The sequence below is a fragment of the Solitalea canadensis DSM 3403 genome, from assembly GCF_000242635.2.
Lineage (GTDB): Bacteria > Bacteroidota > Bacteroidia > Sphingobacteriales > Sphingobacteriaceae > Solitalea > Solitalea canadensis.
Map to the genome: position 1 here is coordinate 3,684,790 of NC_017770.1, position 18,933 is coordinate 3,703,722.

The 18,933-nt window shown below is 39.2% G+C and carries 17 protein-coding genes; 8 read left to right on the top strand and 9 right to left on the bottom strand.

Translation table 11 applies throughout. The annotated features are described in order from the left end of the window. Window positions 1-215: 215 nt before the first annotated feature. The 6 genes from SOLCA_RS15295 to SOLCA_RS15320 all read left to right on the top strand — a co-directional run bounded on the left by SOLCA_RS15295 (window position 216) and on the right by SOLCA_RS15320 (window position 6,203). On the top strand, window positions 216-1,178 hold the full coding sequence (locus SOLCA_RS15295) for a D-2-hydroxyacid dehydrogenase family protein (protein ID WP_014681368.1): 963 nt from the start codon (window positions 216-218) through the stop codon (window positions 1,176-1,178). 228 nt (window positions 1,179-1,406) lie between these two features. Continuing rightward, on the top strand, window positions 1,407-2,027 hold the full coding sequence (locus SOLCA_RS15300; RefSeq protein WP_245536718.1) for a TetR family transcriptional regulator C-terminal domain-containing protein: 621 nt from the start codon (window positions 1,407-1,409) through the stop codon (window positions 2,025-2,027). Between the two features lie 72 nt (window positions 2,028-2,099). After that, window positions 2,100-3,404: an ABC1 kinase family protein gene (locus SOLCA_RS15305; RefSeq protein ID WP_014681370.1), complete on the top strand. Its 1,305-nt coding sequence runs from the start codon at window positions 2,100-2,102 to the stop codon at window positions 3,402-3,404. A gap of 6 nt (window positions 3,405-3,410) precedes the next feature. Further along, window positions 3,411-4,286 carry an NAD(P)H-binding protein gene (locus tag SOLCA_RS15310; protein WP_014681371.1) on the top strand — a complete coding sequence of 292 codons (876 nt, stop codon included), beginning with the start codon at window positions 3,411-3,413 and terminating at the stop codon, window positions 4,284-4,286. 103 nt (window positions 4,287-4,389) lie between these two features. After that, entirely contained in the window at window positions 4,390-4,833 is a 444-nt protein-coding gene (locus SOLCA_RS15315; protein WP_014681372.1) for a CBS domain-containing protein, read from the top strand. A gap of 149 nt (window positions 4,834-4,982) precedes the next feature. Beyond that, the gene (locus SOLCA_RS15320; RefSeq protein WP_014681035.1) at window positions 4,983-6,203 is read left to right on the top strand and encodes an IS256 family transposase; all 1,221 of its coding nucleotides are present in this window, start codon (window positions 4,983-4,985) and stop codon (window positions 6,201-6,203) included. Window positions 6,204-6,312: 109 nt separating this feature from the next. Here SOLCA_RS15320 and SOLCA_RS15325 read toward each other — a convergent pair whose 3' ends face one another. Then, window positions 6,313-6,660: a (2Fe-2S) ferredoxin domain-containing protein gene (locus SOLCA_RS15325; RefSeq protein WP_014681373.1), complete on the bottom strand. Its 348-nt coding sequence runs from the start codon at window positions 6,658-6,660 to the stop codon at window positions 6,313-6,315. 127 nt (window positions 6,661-6,787) lie between these two features. Between SOLCA_RS15325 and SOLCA_RS15330 the strand changes: the two genes are divergently transcribed. Both SOLCA_RS15330 and SOLCA_RS15335 read left to right on the top strand, forming a co-directional pair. Next, the gene (locus SOLCA_RS15330) at window positions 6,788-7,696 is read left to right on the top strand and encodes a TIGR01777 family oxidoreductase (RefSeq protein WP_014681374.1); all 909 of its coding nucleotides are present in this window, start codon (window positions 6,788-6,790) and stop codon (window positions 7,694-7,696) included. Between the two features lie 17 nt (window positions 7,697-7,713). Next, entirely contained in the window at window positions 7,714-9,018 is a 1,305-nt protein-coding gene (locus SOLCA_RS15335) for a cryptochrome/photolyase family protein (protein ID WP_014681375.1), read from the top strand. 3 nt (window positions 9,019-9,021) lie between these two features. On the opposite strand, the gene SOLCA_RS15340 is transcribed toward SOLCA_RS15335, so the two are convergent. The 8 genes from SOLCA_RS15340 to ggt form a co-directional block, all read right to left on the bottom strand. Further along, complete coding sequence (locus tag SOLCA_RS15340; RefSeq protein WP_014681376.1) at window positions 9,022-9,540, bottom strand: FKBP-type peptidyl-prolyl cis-trans isomerase; 519 nt, start codon at window positions 9,538-9,540, stop codon at window positions 9,022-9,024. Between the two features lie 157 nt (window positions 9,541-9,697). Beyond that, on the bottom strand, window positions 9,698-10,198 hold the full coding sequence (locus SOLCA_RS15345) for an FKBP-type peptidyl-prolyl cis-trans isomerase (protein ID WP_014681377.1): 501 nt from the start codon (window positions 10,196-10,198) through the stop codon (window positions 9,698-9,700). 169 nt (window positions 10,199-10,367) lie between these two features. After that, the gene (locus SOLCA_RS15350; RefSeq protein ID WP_014681378.1) at window positions 10,368-12,161 is read right to left on the bottom strand and encodes an acyl-CoA dehydrogenase family protein; all 1,794 of its coding nucleotides are present in this window, start codon (window positions 12,159-12,161) and stop codon (window positions 10,368-10,370) included. Window positions 12,162-12,267: 106 nt separating this feature from the next. After that, complete coding sequence (locus SOLCA_RS15355; RefSeq protein WP_014681379.1) at window positions 12,268-13,443, bottom strand: acetyl-CoA C-acyltransferase; 1,176 nt, start codon at window positions 13,441-13,443, stop codon at window positions 12,268-12,270. A 110-nt stretch (window positions 13,444-13,553) separates the two neighbouring features. Then, window positions 13,554-13,889 (bottom strand): GIY-YIG nuclease family protein, encoded by a 336-nt coding sequence (locus tag SOLCA_RS15360; RefSeq protein ID WP_014681380.1) that lies wholly within the window; start codon window positions 13,887-13,889, stop codon window positions 13,554-13,556. 71 nt (window positions 13,890-13,960) lie between these two features. Beyond that, the gene (locus tag SOLCA_RS15365; protein ID WP_014681381.1) at window positions 13,961-16,366 is read right to left on the bottom strand and encodes a 3-hydroxyacyl-CoA dehydrogenase/enoyl-CoA hydratase family protein; all 2,406 of its coding nucleotides are present in this window, start codon (window positions 16,364-16,366) and stop codon (window positions 13,961-13,963) included. Window positions 16,367-16,448: 82 nt separating this feature from the next. Next, the gene (locus tag SOLCA_RS15370; RefSeq protein WP_014681382.1) at window positions 16,449-16,886 is read right to left on the bottom strand and encodes a MarR family winged helix-turn-helix transcriptional regulator; all 438 of its coding nucleotides are present in this window, start codon (window positions 16,884-16,886) and stop codon (window positions 16,449-16,451) included. Between the two features lie 234 nt (window positions 16,887-17,120). Then, entirely contained in the window at window positions 17,121-18,860 is a 1,740-nt protein-coding gene (gene ggt / locus SOLCA_RS15375) for a gamma-glutamyltransferase (RefSeq protein WP_042481437.1), read from the bottom strand. Window positions 18,861-18,933: the final 73 nt, after the last annotated feature.

An 18,933-nucleotide genomic window follows, 5' to 3' on the forward strand; every position in this document is an offset into this window, starting at 1 on the left:
AGCGTCTTCTTAATATTTTATTCTGTAGCTATAACGAGTAAAAACGATAATTGTTTAAACTTCAACGCAATTCATCTTTAAACTTAAACTAAACAATTTTTGTTACCATCAAGTTAATTATTTTTAGTTTAGGTTATACCTGTCTAACCAATGTTTTTTTGTTTGTTTTGTTTATAACCTAACCTTGTTGCTTAGCTCATTTTTGATTTCATCATATGAAAATTGCCATTCTAGACGACTACCAAAATGCTGTAAAAGATCTTAACTGTTTCCAGTGGTTAAAAGACTACGATGTTACCATTTTAACTGAAACGGAGAAGAACACCATTCTACTGGCCGAAAAGCTTAAAAACATTGAAATTCTGGTGTTGATAAGAGAACGTACTCAAATCAATGAAGATTTGTTAAGTAAGCTGCCTGATTTAAAGCTCATTAGCCAAACGGGTAAAATCGCTAATCACTTGGACTTGCCCGCTTGCACACAACACAAAGTTGCGATTGCGGAAGGCATTGGTTCTCCCATCGCACCGGCCGAGCTAACATGGTCGCTCATTATGAATACGGTTCGACAAGTTCCTGCTGCCATTGAAGATTTCAAAAATGGTAAATGGCAAACCAATATCGGATCAACAATTTACGGTAAGACAATTGGTATCTGGGGTTATGGAAAAATTGGAAAAATGGTTGCCGGTTATGCTAAAGCGTTCGGCGCTAAAGTATTGGTATGGGGAAGTGAAAACTCAAGGATAAATGCTGTAAATGACGGTTTTGAAAGTGCTAAAAGTAAAGAAGATTTTTTCAGATTGGCAGATGTGGTTTCGCTGCACTTGAGGCTTAACGATAAAACAGCTGGAATTGTCAAAGAAACTGATCTACTATTAATGAAACCTACAGCAGCTTTAATAAATACCGCTCGTGCCGAATTAATTGAAGAAGGAACTTTACTTAAATGCTTAAAAACGGGTCGTCCAGGTTTTGCAGGGGTGGACGTTTATGAAAACGAGCCCATCTATGATAGTAACTATGAACTTTTGCAAATGAAAAACGTTGTTTGTACACCTCATTTAGGCTATGTAGAAAAAAGCGGATATGAACTGTACTTTGCCAAAGCCTTTGAGAATGCAATCAACTATATTAATGGCAATCCTACCAACATTGCCAATCCTGAAGTATTGTAATATTGAACAGTTAATTAAACTCAGGTTGCCAGTTATAATATGTACTCCATCCGAGTAAAAGATTGCTAATGTTGCGATTATAAAAAAGCTTTTTGCGAGGCAACTAACGTTAATTAGTTAGTATTCAAAACATAAACATAGCAAACGCGTTATGTAAATAAGTAGTCAAAAGCTTACATCTAAACTCATAAATTTATGGACGCTCGTGAGAAAATTAAAACCGCGTATATGGACTATGTTCTTACTAACAATGAACAGCCCAAGTCGGTATACGCTTTTACCAAGTCTTTAAAACTGAAAGAAGAAGACTTTTACAAACATTTTAATTCATTTGATGCTATTGAAGGTAGTTTCTGGAAAGATTTGTTTAACGAAATAGCCCTTAAAGTAAAGTCTCAAGAGGTTTATCCTGATTATTCTGCAAGAGAACGTATCCTCTCCTATTTCTTCACTTTAACAGAGGAAATGAAATCAACCCGAAGCTTTATTACGTATTCAATTAAACATGCCGGAAAAGGCTTTTCGACACCTAAGATCTTAGTAAAAGCAAAACTTTCTTTTGAAGAGTTTATCTCGGAAGTACTTCACGAAGGAATCGATAAAAGTGAGATTATCGACCGTAAATTCATTTCTGACAAATACAAAAATGCGCTATGGCTGCAATTGGCTTTCATTATCAATTTCTGGATCAATGATGACAGTGAAAACTTTGAAAAAACCGATGAAGCAATAGAAAAAGGAATCAACGTTACCCTCGACCTTATGAGCCGTGGCCCAATCGACAATTTGCTCGAATATGGAAAATTCCTCGTTCAACAAGGAAAAGGCAAAGTAAAATTCACGTTTTAAATCGGTCAATCAGAACAATCTAAAACGATCGGTGTAATTCCTCTATAATCGGTGTAATCCCTCTTAAAAATAATGAAAGAGCAAAGCAGTATCCCCGTGTCAAAAGTAGAACGATCTGTTAAGTTCGTTACTACAGGTGCTAAAGTGGGAGTCAATTATATAAAGCATTACTCAAAGAAATTAGTCAATCCTGAACATACAAGAGATGAGCTAAATGAGAACAATGCTGCTGATATCTATAATGCGTTGAGTCAGTTGAAAGGCAGTGCCTTAAAAATTGCACAGATGTTAAGCATGGATAAAAATATTTTACCCAAAGCCTATTCAGATCAGTTTTCACAAGCTCAATATAGCGCCCCACCTCTTTCCGGACCGCTGATTATTCGGACATTCACTAAATTCTTTGGAAAAACACCTGATAAGATTTATGACTCCTTTAATCTTAAATCAACACATGCTGCCTCCATCGGACAGGTGCATAAAGCAAGCTTAAACGGAAAGAAACTTGCAGTAAAGATTCAATATCCGGGAGTTGGCGACAGCATCAGTTCTGACCTTAAAATGGTAAAACCTTTTGCATTCAGGTTACTGGGAATGAGCGAAGCCGAATTAGCTGTTTACATGAGGGAGGTTGAGGAGAAGCTCTTAGAAGAAACCGATTACGAATTGGAGGTTAATCGTTCACAATATTTTGCACGTGAATGCGCGCACCTGGATAACATTGTATTTCCGACTTATTATCCACAGTTCTCGAGCAAACGCATAATTACTATGGATTGGATAGAGGGTCTTCATTTACGCGAATACCTTAATACTAACCCCTCTCAGGCAGAACGTAACATGATTGGACAAGCACTGTGGGATTTTTATAATTTCCAGCAACACGAGCTGAGAGCAGTCCACGCAGATCCACATCCCGGGAACTTTCTTATTACACCAGAGAAAAAACTTGGCATTATTGATTTTGGTTGCATCAAAGAGCTACCTGATAATTTTTATTATCCTTTTTTTGCTTTCGTTGCCAACCCGTTTGAAGATCGAGAGTTAACGATCGATTATTTTAAGCAGTTGGAAATGATTTTTGAAGATGACACCCCAGAAATGGTGGATTTTTATTATGAAAATTATCGGGAAATGATTGGCCTTTTTGCGAGACCTTACGTGCAAAAAGAGTTTGATTTTAGTAAACCGGGGTATTTTGAAGAGTTATTCATATTAGGTGAAAGAGCATCAAAAATGCCAGAATTTAAACAAGCTCGCGGAGTAAAGCATTTTATTTATACCAACCGTACCAACTTTGGCCTTTACAATATTTTGCATGAACTGGGTGCAAAAGTAAAAACGGATACCTATAAACCTCACGTGATAAAAGCTTAGGATTACATGAAAGTACTTTTTTCAGGTGTTAACGGATATATAGGAACGCATTTATTGCCATTACTAATCGAAAAAGGACATGAAATATTCTGTTTCGTTCGGAACAAGAAACGTTTCCATGAAAAAAATAAGTTTAGCGATCAGCTACATATTATTGAAGGAGATCTTTTAAAAGCAGGTTCATTAGCAAATCTCCCGACCGATATTGACGCCGCTTATTACCTTGCCCATTCTACAGGTGCCATTCATGAAGATTTTCATCACATGGAAAATCTTTGTGCTCATAATTTTATTTCCATACTTAAAAATACGTCGTGTCAGCAACTGATATTTCTAAGTAGCCTTGTTAATAGTGATACCGGTCCAGCGTTAAATCTTGAGAACAGACTAAAATCCAGTTCAATTCCTCACACCATTTTAAGAACAGGTCCTATTATAGGCACGGAAAGTACTTCAGTTGAAATTATCAGAACCTTGGCAAAAAAAGCCCCTGTTATCATTACTCCTCAGTGGTTCAATAATAATTGTCAGCCGATAGCGCTTCAAAACGTACTCCAATACTTAGAGGGCGTTTTAGGCAACAAAAAAACATTCAATCAACAATTTGATATTGGCGGACCAGATATCCTTTCGTATAAGCAAATTCTGTTAACTTATCTTCAATTGGCCAAACTCCATCGTCCGGTTATATGTGCTCCTGTTTCTGCCACCCAATTATCTGCATATTGGTTATTTGGTTTAACCGACATTTCGCTTTCCTCTGCTAAAAAGTTAATCAGCAGTATGAAAAACGGACTTGTTTGTGCCGATAACAGGATACGTGAAATCGTAAAAGTACCCTTGCTTAGCTATGATGAAGCATTAAAACAAGCAATAAACTAACAGCGCATCAAGCGTTAAAATCACGCTCAATTAATCTTGTTAAACATTTAATTATCTGTGTAATAACCGTTATATTTTTTATATTTAAGTAAACTGTACAAGTATGCTTAAGGTAAAAGACATTTTAGCCAAAAAGGGCAATACGGTTTACACCATTGATGCAGAAGAAACCGTATACGATGCTTTAGAGGATCTAATAGAAAAGAACATTGGGGCATTAGTAGTAACAGATCATGGGCGTCATATTGGCATCTTCACCGAACGCGACTATGCGCGCAAAGTAATTTTGAAAGGACGAGCATCGAAAGAAACCCGTGTAAGAGAAATTATGAGCGACCACCTATTTACCACTACTCCAAATGATGAGGTGGAAGAATGCATGGAAGTTATGACCTGCAATCGGCTTAGGCATTTACCAGTAGAAGATAATTTTGAACTAGTTGGGATGATATCGATCGGAGATGTTGTTAAACACCTCATCGAAGTACATGAGATGATTATTGACGACTTAGGACATCAAATCAGGGATTGTAAAACTGATTTTTAGGTTTACATAGAATACACCCCTAACCCTTCTAACTGAAATCGGGAGAGGTTAGGGGTGTAAATATGAGGTAATATCAACACCCCATTAGAGGGTGGAAAATAAACTGTGTCAAAGGTTAGAAAGAATTAAGACCTTTAACACAGTTTTTTATGGAAACACCAGAATTTGATTTAGAGTTTATTAAGAAGAAAGCCTTGGAGCAGTTTCGCTCAGGTAAGTCTCTGTACGGCAAAGAAGGGGCATTCGCACCATTGCTGAAACATTTTTTAGAAGCCGCCTTGCAAGCAGAGTTAGAGGGCCATTTGGATGAGGAGGAACGCAACTCGGGCAATCGGAAGAATGGCAAAGGCCAAAAGCAACTCAAAACGTCCGATGGAACGCTGACCATCGAGACTCCCCGCGACCGAACCGGCACCTTTGAACCCGAACTGATCCGAAAACGGGAAACCATCCTGGCCGAAAGCCTAGAGTCCAAGATACTGGGGATGTACGGCCTGGGGATGAGCTTCCGGGACATCTCCAAACACATCAAGGATATGTATGACACGGACATCTCCCACGCCACCCTGAGCGCCATTACCGACAAGATCCTCCCGCAGATAAAAGAATGGCAAAGCCGTCCTTTGGAAGAACTGTACACTATCGTTTGGCTGGATGCCATGCATTATAAGGTGAAAGAAGATAACCGGGTGGTATCGCGGGCTGTTTACAACATTCTGGGCATCAATCGTTATGGTAAAAAAGAGCTATTGGGCATGTACGTCTCGCAAAGTGAAGGCGCCAATTTCTGGCTGGGCGTACTGACCGATTTAAAGAACCGTGGAGTCAGCGACATCCTGATCGCCTGCATTGATAACTTAAAAGGCTTTGCAGAAGCCATTAACGCTGTTTTTACCGAAACAGAAGTACAAACCTGCATCGTTCATCAAATCCGCAACAGTCTGAAATACGTGGCCTCTAAAGATCAAAAAGAGTTCATGAAAGACCTGAAGCCTGTTTACCAGGCTGTAAACAAAGATCTGGCCGAATTACGGCTGGAGGAACTGGAGGAGAAATGGGGCAGGAAGTATCCGGTGGTCTTGCAGTCCTGGCGCCATAACTGGGAAAAGCTTAGTACGTATTTCAAATACGATGTGGCTATCCGACGTTTGATCTATACGACCAATACCATTGAAGGCTTTCATCGGCAGGTACGCAAAGTGACCAAAACCAAAGGCGCCTTCACCTCGGACACGGCCCTGATCAAATTGATTTATCTGGCCCATGGCAACATCAGCCAGAAATGGACCATGCCGCTGACCAACTGGGCCCAAACCGCCTCTCACCTGGCCATTTGGTTTGATGGAAGAATGAAGTTAGATTTGAACTAACAAACAAAGGTGTTGAAATATGGAAAACTCGAAAAGAGTTTACCACATTCCAACTCCTCAACAATAACAATAATAATGGTTGACACAGTTTATTTTCCACCCTCCCCCATTACTTTGCCTGCAACTGATCAAGCAGTTCCATATCCATTACCAAGCGTTCTACTACTCTATTGTTTAGGATATGCTCATTAACGATTTCTTCCACGTCCTCTAATTGTACCTTACCATAAAAGATACCTTCGGGATATACTACTACCGATGGTCCAAGCTCACAGGTTTCTAAGCATCCGGCCTTCTGCGCCCTCACTTCTGTTGATAATCCTTTATCTTTAATTACTTTTTTAAATGCGGCTACCAGTGCTAAACCGTTCTTCTCCCCACAGCATACCCGTGTACCTGGTGCGCGCTCATTGGTGCAAACAAAAATATGTTTGCTGTATCTTAACTTATGCTCCATACAATTTGAAATCGCTTAATAAAAAAAGCAAACAAAAGTAATTCTTAATAGTTTTAAAACCGTAAACAATCAGGGATATTACACTTTATCATTTTCATCTTGGCCCGATATTTTCTTTATCTGAACTATGGCAAAAAATATTCTCATAACCGGAGGTAGTGGTTTGGTTGGCAAACGTTTAACAACCATCTTGCAAGAGAAGGGCTATAACGTAGGCTGGCTTTCAAGATCCGACTCTGCTATGGAGGGAAACATAAAAGTTTTTAACTGGGATATCCCTAAAGAAATAATAGATGAAGCTGCCATTGAGTTTGCTGATGTTATAATCAGTTTAGCTGGTGCCGGAATTGCAGATAAACATTGGTCGGATAAACGAAAAGAAGAAATTATTCATAGCAGAGTTGATGGGATAAACCTGCTCTATTCTAAAGTAAAAAATTCAGCTAAAAAATTGGATTGCTTTGTCTCCGCTTCAGCAGTTGGATATTATGGAGATCGAGACAACGAACTTCTAAACGAAAGTGCTCCCCCAACGAATGAATTCCTAAGTCTTTGTTGTCAGAAATGGGAACGTGCAGCAGATAAATTTAACCAATTAAGCATTCGAACTGTAAAAATAAGAACAGGAATGGTGCTTGATAAAAATGAAGGCGCTCTACCTCAGATTACTAAACCCATAAAATTAGGTTTAGGAGCAGCATTGGGAACAGGAAAACAATGGATCAGCTGGATTCATATCGATGACCTTTGTCGCTTATACATTACAGCATTTGAGAACAATACAATGATTGGCGTCTATAATGCCTGTTCTCCTTTGTCTGTAACCAATACTGAATTTACTAAAACAGTTGCTGCAACACTGAAAAAAAAGTTATGGTTGCCAAATGTTCCTGCATTTGCCTTAAAGCTTGTATTGGGAGAAATGAGTAAAATAGTGCTGGACAGCACTAAATGTTCTGCCAACAAAACAATTCAAACAGGCTTTAAATTTGAATACGGTGAATTGTCAAATGCTTTACAAGCAATTTACCGCTAATTACAAATTCTCCATTTATGTGTGATTCAATAACTGTTTGCTGGCTTCGTCGCGATTTACGTCTGGAGGATAATGCAGCCTTATATCATGCCTTGAAACAAGCCTCACCTGTTCTGTTACTTTTTATTTTTGACACTACTATTCTTAATCAACTTGAGGACAAGAATGATGCACGGGTAACTTTTATACATGACCAATTATGTGCTCTTAACGATGAATTAGTAAAATTAGGAAGTAGTTTATTGGTAAAACATGGCACTCCGTCAGCCATATGGACCGAATTAATACAAGAATATCCGATCAAAACCGTTTACGCAAATCATGACTATGAGCCTTATGCCACTCAACGAGACCAATCAATAAAAGAGTTATTACAACAATCGGGGATAGAGTTTATTACATTTAAAGATCAGGCCATCTTCGAAAAGAAAGAGGTATTAAAAAATGATGGATCACCTTATACAGTGTTTACCCCCTACAAAAACAGGTGGATGCAGCACCTTAAGGATTTCTATTTGAAACCATACCCATCCGAGAGATATCTGCAATTCTTATATAAAACAACTGCATTTAAGTTACCTACTTTGAAAGCAATCGGTTTCAACAGAGCAACAATTGACTTTCCTAAAAAAGAATTTGAACGTATCCTCGAAAATTATACTCAACATAGAGATTTCCCGGCAATCAATGGTACTTCAAGAATAAGTATACACCTCCGTTTTGGAACTGTTAGCATCCGAAGATTAGCCCGTAAGGCCTATGAAGCTAATTCTTTAGCCTGGTTAAACGAGCTCATTTGGCGAGATTTCTATTTTATGATATTGTGGCATTTTCCGTATGTGGTTAGTAAAGCTTTTAAGCCTGCCTATGATCATATTCAATGGCGAAATAATGAAGAAGAGTTTAGACGGTGGTGTGAAGGAAAAACCGGCTACCCAATTGTTGACGCAGGAATGCGCCAATTGAATACAACGGGTTTTATGCATAACCGAGTTCGAATGATAGTTGCCAGCTTCTTAACCAAGCATTTATTGATCGACTGGCGTTGGGGTGAAGCTTACTTTGCGAAGAAGCTATTAGATTTTGAGTTGTCTAGTAACAATGGAGGGTGGCAATGGGCTGCCAGTTCCGGATGCGACGCCGCACCGTATTTTAGGATATTTAACCCTGATGAACAAACCAAAAAATTTGATCCGCAATTGGAATACATAAAAAAATGGGTACCTGAATTTAGAGAGCTCAACTACCCATCTCCTATCATTGAACATAAGTTTGCCCGTGAACGTTGTTTAAACGTTTATAAGCAAGCGCTGCGTAAATAACTCCTAAATCGCCTGCACTAATTCGAGTTCAAATATAAAGTTGGAGTTTGGCGGAGCTATCTGCTTTCCGGAGTTATCAACTATTGCCCGCGTGCCGAATACATAACCGGACGGTATATACAGAATAACTTTACCACCAGGCTGTATTAATGGAACGCCAATTTGAAATCCTGCAATCAGATCGCCCAGTGTATAGGTAACAGGCGTATCCTTTGCACTTTCATCAATCACTGTACCGTCTAACAACAAGGCTCTAAATTTAACCTGGATTTTTGTAGTCGCATTATAAACGATTGAACCTACTCCTGGCTCAACAATTTTATAGTATACGCCTTCTTTGCTCCGTTGATAGGGTAGTTCGTTCTGTTTTAAGAAATTAGAAATGATCACAGTATCCTTCGCCAACTGTTCATTGAACTTACGTTCTTCCTCTCGTTGTTGTGCAAGAGGATCGTAGTTGTCTTTTTTGCAAGATGTAACCAGTACAAGAGCTAAAAATGAGAAGAGAAGTAGGTTTTTCATAATGGGATTATTAGGTTATTATAATTTACCGAATAAATTCCACTTATTTATATATGTAACACTTTATTTATCAACTTTTTTGGGGTTTACAGGAAACAAAACGAGCAATAAAAAAGCAAGGCCCGTTAAACGGGCCTTGCTACTTGTCTTTTGATTATTAGTATTTTGCTATTTCAACTAATCTTACATCAAATACCAGTGGTGTATTTGGAGGAATGGAACCACTTCCACAGCTGCCATAAGCAAGATGAGACGGAATCATTAAACGAATTCTGCCGCCTGCCTTTATTAACTGTAAACCTTCGGTCCATCCTTTAATAACCTGATTCAATCCTAAAGCGGTATGAACACCTGAAGAGTCAAATGCTTTTCCTGTTGTATCTGAAACCATAGATCCTCTATAGTCTACTCTAACAACGGAAGTTGGGCGAGGTGATTGACCTTCACCTTCTTCATAAATAAAATAAGACAATCCTGATGATGTAGTTTTAACACCTGTCATACCTTTACGCGCAACAAATTCACGAATGGCTTTACGGTCAGCCGAATCTTGCGCTGCCGAATATTCATTCGAACATATGGGAGCATACGGATCTTTTCCACAAAAACTCAAAAACAAACCCGCAGCTACTAAAAAAATGGGAAACAGTTTCTTCATACTTAATCTTACTCTATTTAAATCGAATCTCTAAAACAAAAGTATTTAAACGCAAATATGCTCTGAATCGGCTACTTATAAAAATCTTTTTTTTGTGGGATTACCAATAAAGAACGGCGAAATAATACTATTTCGCCGTTTCTGTATTCCAATCGCACTTTTTTGTAGATTAAAAAGGATATTTATTTTTTTCAATAACAACCTTTGCTACTCGTTGACGAGCATCTTTTACATTGAAAGGCTCCGTTTTAGTGAAACGTTTCAAGCCCATCATCATCATGCGTAACTCATCACCTTCTGCAAATGAATTCAACGCTTCTTTACCATGTAACCAAACCTGATCCATTGCTTCGTTCAAATAAATACGAACCATGTCGATCTGTGTAGCACACGCTTCTTCGCCACGAATACCGATTAATTTTTCGGTACGTAACAACGCTGATTCTGCCACGTAAGCTAATGAAGCCATATCGGCAATATTCATCAAGATCTCCTGCTCTTTACCTAATGTCATCATTAGTTTCTGAACAGCAGCACCTGCAGCCATTAATGTGGCTTTTTTAATGTTTTTGATCAGGCGTTTTTCATAAGCGAATAATCCCTCATCCTCCTGATTAAAGTCAGGTATCGACATTAATTCCTGCGCTACAGCCTGAGCAGGTCCCATTAAATTAAGTTCGCCCTTCATTGCGCGCTTCAACATCATATCAACGGTTAACAAACGGTTAATTTCGTTTGTTCCTTCGAAAATACGGTTGATACGTGAGTCGCGGTAAGCACGGTCCATAGGAGCCTCGGCAGAGAATCCCATACCACCGTAAATCTGCACCCCTTCGTCGGTTACATAATCCAAGGCTTCGGAACCATAAACTTTCAAAATTGCACACTCAACAGCAAATTGTTCAGTACTTTTCAATTTAGCTTTGCCTGGCTCCATTCCATCTGCTACTAATGCATCATAAGCATCGTCGATGTTCTGACCGGCACGATACATTGCGGACTCAACCGCATAGATTTTAGTGGCCATTTCCGCTATTTTATAACGGATGGCGCCAAACTTAGAAATAGGCAACTTAAACTGAATGCGCTCATTTGAATAATTAACCGCTTTATCAACCACTGCCTTAGATGCACCAATTGCAGCGCCGGCTAATTTAATACGGCCAATATTAAGGATGTTTACGGCGATCTTAAAGCCATTACCTCTTTCAGAAAGCAAATTCTCAACAGGCACATGACAGTCATTGAAGAAGATCTGACGGGTTGATGAACCTTTGATACCCATTTTGTGCTCTTCAGGGTTCATGGTAATGCCACCAAAGCCACGTTCTACGATGAATGCGGATAAGTTTTCGTCATCATCGATTTTTGCAAATACGATGAAAATATCAGCAAAACCACCATTGGTGATCCACATTTTCTGACCATTGATCACATAATGTTTACCATCCGGACTTAAAACCGCTTTGGTTTTACCTGAGTTAGCATCCGAGCCTGAATTTGGTTCTGTTAAACAGTAAGCAGCCTTCCACTCACCTGTTGCTAACTTCGGAACATATTTAGCTTTCTGCTCAGCATTACCGTAATATAAAATTGGCAGTGTACCAATGCCAGTATGAGCAGACATAGCAACTGCAAAAGAATGACCTGCACCAATCACTTCAGCAACTAACATTGAAGTGTTAAAGCTTTTGCCAAAACCTCCGTATTCCTCAGGTACAGAAACCCCTAAAATACCCAACTCACCTGCCTTATCCATTAAGCTCTCCATTAATCCCTCTTCATGGTTGTCAAGGGCATCTAATTTTGGATAAACCTCTGCTTCCAGGAAATCAGCACACGTTTTAGCAATCATTAATTGTTCCTCATCCCATTGCTCCGGAATGAATATATCAGCAGCTTCCGTTTCTTTGATTAAGAATTCGCCACCTTTAATTTTGTTTAGATTTGAGATTTGAGACATAAGATCTTAGTTTTATTATTGATTGATTTGAGACCTGAAATCTGAGATAAGAGCAATCTATTGATTAGTTGGTTCTCCTATCTCAAATCCCATATCTCACATCTCTTTACATTAATTCAAAAATTCCTGCTGCACCTTGCCCTGTACCTACACACATGGTTACCATACCATATTTTTGCTTACGCTCGCGAAGTTCATTTAACACTTGAACGGTTAATTTTGCGCCAGTACAGCCCAATGGGTGACCTAATGCAATCGCTCCTCCGTTAACATTCACGATATCAGGGTTTAATTCTAATTTACGGATAATCGCTAAAGATTGTGATGCAAACGCTTCGTTCAACTCAATCAGCTCGATATCTTCTTTCTTCATTCCGGCTTTTTTCAAAGCAACTGGAATAGCTTCAATCGGACCAATACCCATGATACGAGGTGGAACACCTGCAACTCCATAACTAACCATACGAGCTATCGGTTCTACATTTAATTCCTTCAGCATTTTCTCTGAAACAACTAATACAAATGCAGCTCCATCTGAAGTTTGTGAAGAGTTACCTGCTGTAACACAACCATCTGCAGCGAATACCGGCTTTAGCTTAGCTAACTTATCTAGTGCAGTATCTGCACGCGGACCTTCATCGGTATCCACCACATACTCGCGGGTTTTCTTCTTCATGTTCGCATCCAGGTAGTTTTCCTTTACAGTAATAGGAACAACACCCGCTTTAAGTGAGCCACTCTGCAAAGCTTTAATCGCTTTTTGGTGTGAGTTAAAGGCAAAAGCATCCTGATCTTCACGCGATACATTATATTCTTTTGCCACTGCTTCGGCTGTTAAGCCCATACCCCAATAGTAATCAGGGTTATTTTTAGCCACATCAAAATTTGGAACGATCTTCCACCCGCCAAATGGCATGCCCGACATTACTTCAACCCCTCCGGCAACAATACAATCGGCCATTCCTGCTTTAATCTTAGCAGCTGCAATAGCAATGGTTTCTAAACCCGATGCACAATAACGGTTAACAGTCATCCCCGGAACCTTATCTGTCTTTAATCCCATTAAAGAGATCATACGACCAATATTTAAGCCTTGCTCAGCTTCCGGAGTGGCGTTACCTACAATAACGTCATCAATTTTTTCTTTATCTAAATTAGGAACAGACGCAACCAGATGATCTACCACTTCGGCAGCCAAATCATCAGCACGCATGAAACGAAATACTCCACGAGGAGCTTTTCCAACGGCGGTGCGGTATCCTGCTATAATGTATGCTTCCATATTTCTTTTAGATTTCTTTAAAGTAATTCCCCTTTTCTTGTCATCCTGAGGCACGAAGGATCTGTTAGTTTTTAGCACTATTTCGACATGCTTCACTCCGACAATCAGGGCTATTCTTTATACTCAATTAACATTTCTCTACTTGGTGGCCATGCCTCCATAACCAGTTCATTCCAGAAGTTCCAATCAGAATTTTCATTCTCTATCAAACTCTCTTTTTCAGCTCGAGTCCATCCTTTCAGTTCTTTCTCTCTATTTATTGCGTCTTCTATGTATTGAAAACGCTCGTAATAGATAAGAAAGTGAACGTTGTATTTCTTAGTAAAAGAATGCTTTCCGAAATAATGCTCAACCAGGCGTCTTTCTAAATTGTTAGTTACACCTACATATAAAACAGCCTTGTTCTTATTTGTAAGGATGTAAACAAAATATTGATGGTCTCGCATATGCTATTCTTTCAAGTAATTCTTCGGAAAGAGATCCTTCGTTCCTCAGGATGACACGCTTATGAACTTTTTTAATTCCTCAACGGTTTACCTTTCGTTAAAATACTTTGAATACGTTCCAGGGTTTTCTTTTCGCCGCAGAGAGAAAGGAATGCTTCACGCTCTAGGTCTAACAGGTATTTCTCCGTAACGATAGTCGGAGCAGAAAGATCTCCGCCACACATTACCCAGCCTAATTTCTCTGAGATCTTTTTATCGTGCTCAGAAATGTAATTACCTGAATACATAGTATTGGCACCTGCGTAAACCATACCTAAACCAGATTTTCCTAACACTTTGATATCCTTGCGCTGAACTGGCTGAACATAACCTGCCTCAGCTAATTCGATTGCTTTTGCTTTCGCATCGGCAATCAGGCGACTGCGATTCATGGAAATATCAAACTTGTCTTTTTGCAAATAACCAAGATCATAAGCCTCTAATCCTGAGGTTGAAACCTTTGCCATTCCTATAGTTAGAAAACGATCTTTCAGTTCGTTTTGTTCTATTTGTCCTTCACCAAAAGCGTCAGAAGCACGTAAAGTAAACTCTTTCGTTCCTCCTCCTCCTGGGATTAGTCCGACACCAAATTCCACCAATCCCATATAGGTTTCGGCATTTGCCTGAACAAAATCGGCATGCAGACACAGTTCACAACCGCCGCCTAAGGTTAAGTTATGAGGAGCGGCCACGACAGGAATCGATGAGTAACGAACACGCATCATGGTATTTTGGAACTGACGGATGGCAAAATCAACTTCATCCCAATCTTGCTCTACAGCCATCATGAAGATCATTCCTACGTTAGCTCCGGCCGAGAAGTTACCACCATCATTACCAACAACTAATCCACGGAAATCTTTTTCGGCTAACTCAATTGCTTTGTTTAATCCCGAAAGCACTTCACCGCCGATGGTATTCATCTTTGTGTGGAACTCAACGTTCAAAATTCCGTCGCCTAAATCAGTAACAGTAGTTCCTGCGTTTTTCCATACTGTTTTGGTCGGGCGAATGGTATCTAACACAATGTATTCGGAAGTACCAGGAATTGCTTTAAATGATTTTGATGGAATATCATAGTACAATTTCTGTCCGTTATCAATTTTGTAGAATGAAGCATTTCCGGCTGCAAGCATTTCAGTTACCCAAGCTGCAGGTGCATGACCGTATTTTTTCATCATTTCAACACCTTCGGCAACGCCTAAAGCATCCCAAACCTCATACGGACCTAATTCCCAGCCGAAACCTGCACGCATTGCATCGTCAATGCGATATAACTCATCAGAAATTTCAGGAATACGATCCGACACATATTCAAATAAACCGGCAAATGAATTACGGAAGAACTCACCAGCTTTATCGGTTCCCTTTGAATAGGCTTTCATACGGGCACGTAAATCCTCAATTGGTTTCAACATCTCCAATGTTGCTGATTTAACCTTTTGTTGTGGCTCGTATGCTAATGTTTTAAGATTTAACGAAAGAATCTCTGATCTGCCATTTGCTCCTTTGATCTTCTTATAAAACCCTTGACCGGTTTTATCGCCTAACCAATTGTTCTGTTCCATTTTTGCTACATAATCAGGCAATTTGAACAGCTCACGAGCTTTATCGTCCGGACAGTTATCATAAAGTCCTTTGGCCACTTTGATCATAGTGTCCATACCAACAACATCTGTAGTACGGAATGTTGCCGATTTCGGGCGACCTAAAACAGGGCCTGTAAACTTATCAACTTCATCTACTGTCAGCTCCATTTTTTCTACCAAATGAAGCATGGCCATGATACCGTAAACACCTATACGGTTAGCGATAAACGCAGGAGTATCTTTACACAATACAGTGGTTTTTCCAAGGAACTTATCACCGTAATGCATTAAGAAATCAATTACTTCAGGGTTTGTATGTGGAGTTGGAATAATCTCCAATAAACGCAGGTAGCGTGGTGGATTAAAGAAGTGCGTTCCGCAGAAGTTTGCTTTAAAATCATCACTCCTGCCTTCAGCCATCATATGAATTGGAATACCTGAAGTATTTGAAGTGATCAGCGTACCCGGTTTACGGAACTTTTCAACTTGTTCAAACACCTTCTTTTTAATATCCAAGTTTTCAACAACTACTTCAATTACCCAATCACACTGAGCAATATCCTTCATGTTGTCGTCGAAGTTTCCTGTACTGATTTTATTAAGAACCTCTTTATTGTAAACAGGAGAAGGGTTGGTTTTTACCGCTGTTTCCAGGGAGCTGTTTACAATCCGGTTTCGAACAGCCGGACTTTCTAAGGTCAATCCTTTCGCTGCTTCCTGAGGCAAAGGTTCCTTAGGAACAATATCAAGCAAAAGTACCTCAAGCCCGATATTGGCGAAGTGGCAGGCGATACGGGAACCCATAATTCCCGAACCTAACACCGCTACTTTTTTAATTATTCTTTTCATATCGATTTATTATTTCTTGATTGATTTCACAGATTATTTTTTAGGATTACACAGACTAATCGTTGATTGATCGGATTATCTTCTAATCTTCTTCAGGTTGATAGTCTTGGGCTAACCTGTTTATTTTTTGTAAAGCCTCAATGCAAACCATTTTTTCCGATTCGGTGAGGTTTTCGGCCAGGTATTCGTTAAATTTTTTTACAACTCCGCTGGCGACCTTTCTCTTTTCAATACCTAACGGTGTTAAAAAAATCTTCACTAAGCGCTTATCATGGATATCAGTTTCGCGATAGATCATTCCCATTTCTTCCATACTGTTTAACAGACGAGACAAACTGGTTGCTTTTTGACCTAATAAACCAGCCAATTGAGAAACTGTTGTTCCCTCTTTAGCAACATTCATTAGCAAATAACCAAAAGCATGGGTAATACCGTATTCAGCTGCTATCTGGTTGTACTTATTGGCTATGCTTTGCCAACTGATTTTCAGATAGTAATCAATTGTATCGAGCTCTTTCAATTATTAACGGTTTATTGATGATTAAAATATTTTATTTATATTGGTCGAAGCGGCCTAACTGGTTTCTTATGCACGCATAGCGAATTTATACAAAAGAAAATTACTATGCAAGCATAAAATACAAAAATATATTCTGACAAATCCCTAATAGGGAAACAGCCATAAAAAAACGCTCTGGTTTTATAGAACCGGAGCGTTTTGCTTTAAAAAATTAATTCTGATAAAGACTCAGTGCTACCAACCAAGAGCAGCATCATCTCCTCTTTTATCTGCACCTGAAGTGTAATAACCCCAACGAGTTTTTAAAATTGCATCCGTCCGTCCGATTGCAGTTCTCACTTTAAAATTATATCCTTTGGTTTTCAATTTTTCAACCACCACACTGTCGATCGCCTTTTTTTCATATTGAATAGTATCAGGGAACCACTGAAAGTGCACTCGACCGGCATCCACAGCATCCTGCATACTCATATCATGATCTATTACATTTACAATTGTTTGGAAAACTGTTGTGATAATAGTAGAACCTCCCGGAGTTCCTACAACCATAAATAATTTCCCCTTATACTCAACAATAGTGGGAGTCATTGAACTGAGCATCCGCTTACCTGGCTGAATTGCATTTGCTTCTCCCCCTGTTACACCGTATAAATTAGGCACTCCAGGTTTTGCACTAAAATCATCCATTTCATCATTTAATAAGAAGCCAGAACCCTGTACGAATACATGAGAACCATAGCTGTTATTAAGAGTAGTTGTAATGGACACAGCATTTCCTTCAATATCAACAATTGAAAAATGGGTGGTTTGCTCACTTTCTTTCGTATTAAATACAGGAGCTACCGGACCAAACTCTCCTGGTTTTATTTTACTGCTTGGAGTAGCCTTTTCAAATGAGAAATCATTCATTCGTTTATTCAGGTAAACCGGATCCAATAACATTTTAACAGGCACAGGAAAATAATCTGGATCTCCCAAATAGGCAGAACGATCAGCATATACCCTACGTTCGGCCTCTGTCATTATTTGGACGCTTCTTTCGGTATTCCATCCGGCATTTTTTACATCGTAGGGCTCCACCATCTTTAACAGTTGCAATAAACACACACCTCCGCTCGATGGAGGAGGCATAGAGATTACTTTATATCCACGATATCCCCCTTCCAACGGTCTGCGCCAAACGGCTTTATAATTTCTAAGGTCATCTTTATTAATCAAACCTTTACCATACTGCATCTCACCAACGATATTATCTGCAGTCGTTCCTTCGTAAAAACCAGCTCTACCTTTATCTCTGATCAGTTCAAGCGTTGTTGCTAAATCTTCCTGTTTTAGGATATCATCTGCTTTCCACTCTTCATTCTTAATCAGGTACGTATTTGAAGGGTGATTATATTTAACAAAATCCGATTTATGCTTATTCATCTCACGAGCCTGCATAGCTGTGATTTTAAATCCATTTTTTGCTAACTCTATTGCCGGAGTAACTAAATCGGCCCACTTTAACTTACCATATTTTTTATGTGCCTGTACCATTCCATCAACTGTACCCGGCACACCGGCTGACAAATGTCCATAAATGCTTAAATCCGAAATAACATTACCTTGCGCATCAAGGTACATATCTTTACTTGCGTTAGCCGGAGCTGTTTCGCGAAAATCAAGAGCATCAGTAGCTCCATCAGCAGCACGATAAACCATAAATCCACCACCACCAATATTACCGGCATTTGGGTAAACAACAGCTAGCGCAAACTGTACCGCAACTGCCGCATCTACAGCATTGCCACCTTTCTTCAAAATTTCAAGACCAACTTTGGAAGCCACTGGATGCGCTGTTACCACCATACCATTATGGTATTCACCATCAACATTTTCGCCTAACTGACCTTTTACACAAGAAGACGTTTGAAGAACCGTAATGAATAAAAAGAAAGCGTATAAAATTTTATTAGATGTGTAAAAAATGTGCATAAGCATATTCGTTTGGATTCTTTCAAATATAACCGCTAACTGCAAAGTTCAAAAACTTTATTCAATCTATTTT

Excerpts from the sequence above, each read along its gene's own strand:
- SOLCA_RS15295 (WP_014681368.1), top strand. The coding sequence starts at position 216 with ATGAAAATTGCCATTCTAGACGACTACCAAAATGCTGTAAAAGATCTT.
- SOLCA_RS15300 (WP_245536718.1), top strand. The coding sequence starts at position 1,407 with ATGGACTATGTTCTTACTAACAATGAACAGCCCAAGTCGGTATACGCT.
- SOLCA_RS15305 (WP_014681370.1), top strand. The coding sequence starts at position 2,100 with ATGAAAGAGCAAAGCAGTATCCCCGTGTCAAAAGTAGAACGATCTGTT.
- SOLCA_RS15310 (WP_014681371.1), top strand. The coding sequence starts at position 3,411 with ATGAAAGTACTTTTTTCAGGTGTTAACGGATATATAGGAACGCATTTA.
- SOLCA_RS15315 (WP_014681372.1), top strand. The coding sequence starts at position 4,390 with ATGCTTAAGGTAAAAGACATTTTAGCCAAAAAGGGCAATACGGTTTAC.
- SOLCA_RS15320 (WP_014681035.1), top strand. The coding sequence starts at position 4,983 with ATGGAAACACCAGAATTTGATTTAGAGTTTATTAAGAAGAAAGCCTTG.
- SOLCA_RS15325 (WP_014681373.1), bottom strand. The coding sequence starts at position 6,660 with ATGGAGCATAAGTTAAGATACAGCAAACATATTTTTGTTTGCACCAAT.
- SOLCA_RS15330 (WP_014681374.1), top strand. The coding sequence starts at position 6,788 with ATGGCAAAAAATATTCTCATAACCGGAGGTAGTGGTTTGGTTGGCAAA.
- SOLCA_RS15335 (WP_014681375.1), top strand. The coding sequence starts at position 7,714 with ATGTGTGATTCAATAACTGTTTGCTGGCTTCGTCGCGATTTACGTCTG.
- SOLCA_RS15340 (WP_014681376.1), bottom strand. The coding sequence starts at position 9,540 with ATGAAAAACCTACTTCTCTTCTCATTTTTAGCTCTTGTACTGGTTACA.
- SOLCA_RS15345 (WP_014681377.1), bottom strand. The coding sequence starts at position 10,198 with ATGAAGAAACTGTTTCCCATTTTTTTAGTAGCTGCGGGTTTGTTTTTG.
- SOLCA_RS15350 (WP_014681378.1), bottom strand. The coding sequence starts at position 12,161 with ATGTCTCAAATCTCAAATCTAAACAAAATTAAAGGTGGCGAATTCTTA.
- SOLCA_RS15355 (WP_014681379.1), bottom strand. The coding sequence starts at position 13,443 with ATGGAAGCATACATTATAGCAGGATACCGCACCGCCGTTGGAAAAGCT.
- SOLCA_RS15360 (WP_014681380.1), bottom strand. The coding sequence starts at position 13,889 with ATGCGAGACCATCAATATTTTGTTTACATCCTTACAAATAAGAACAAG.
- SOLCA_RS15365 (WP_014681381.1), bottom strand. The coding sequence starts at position 16,366 with ATGAAAAGAATAATTAAAAAAGTAGCGGTGTTAGGTTCGGGAATTATG.
- ggt (WP_042481437.1), bottom strand. The coding sequence starts at position 18,860 with ATGCACATTTTTTACACATCTAATAAAATTTTATACGCTTTCTTTTTA.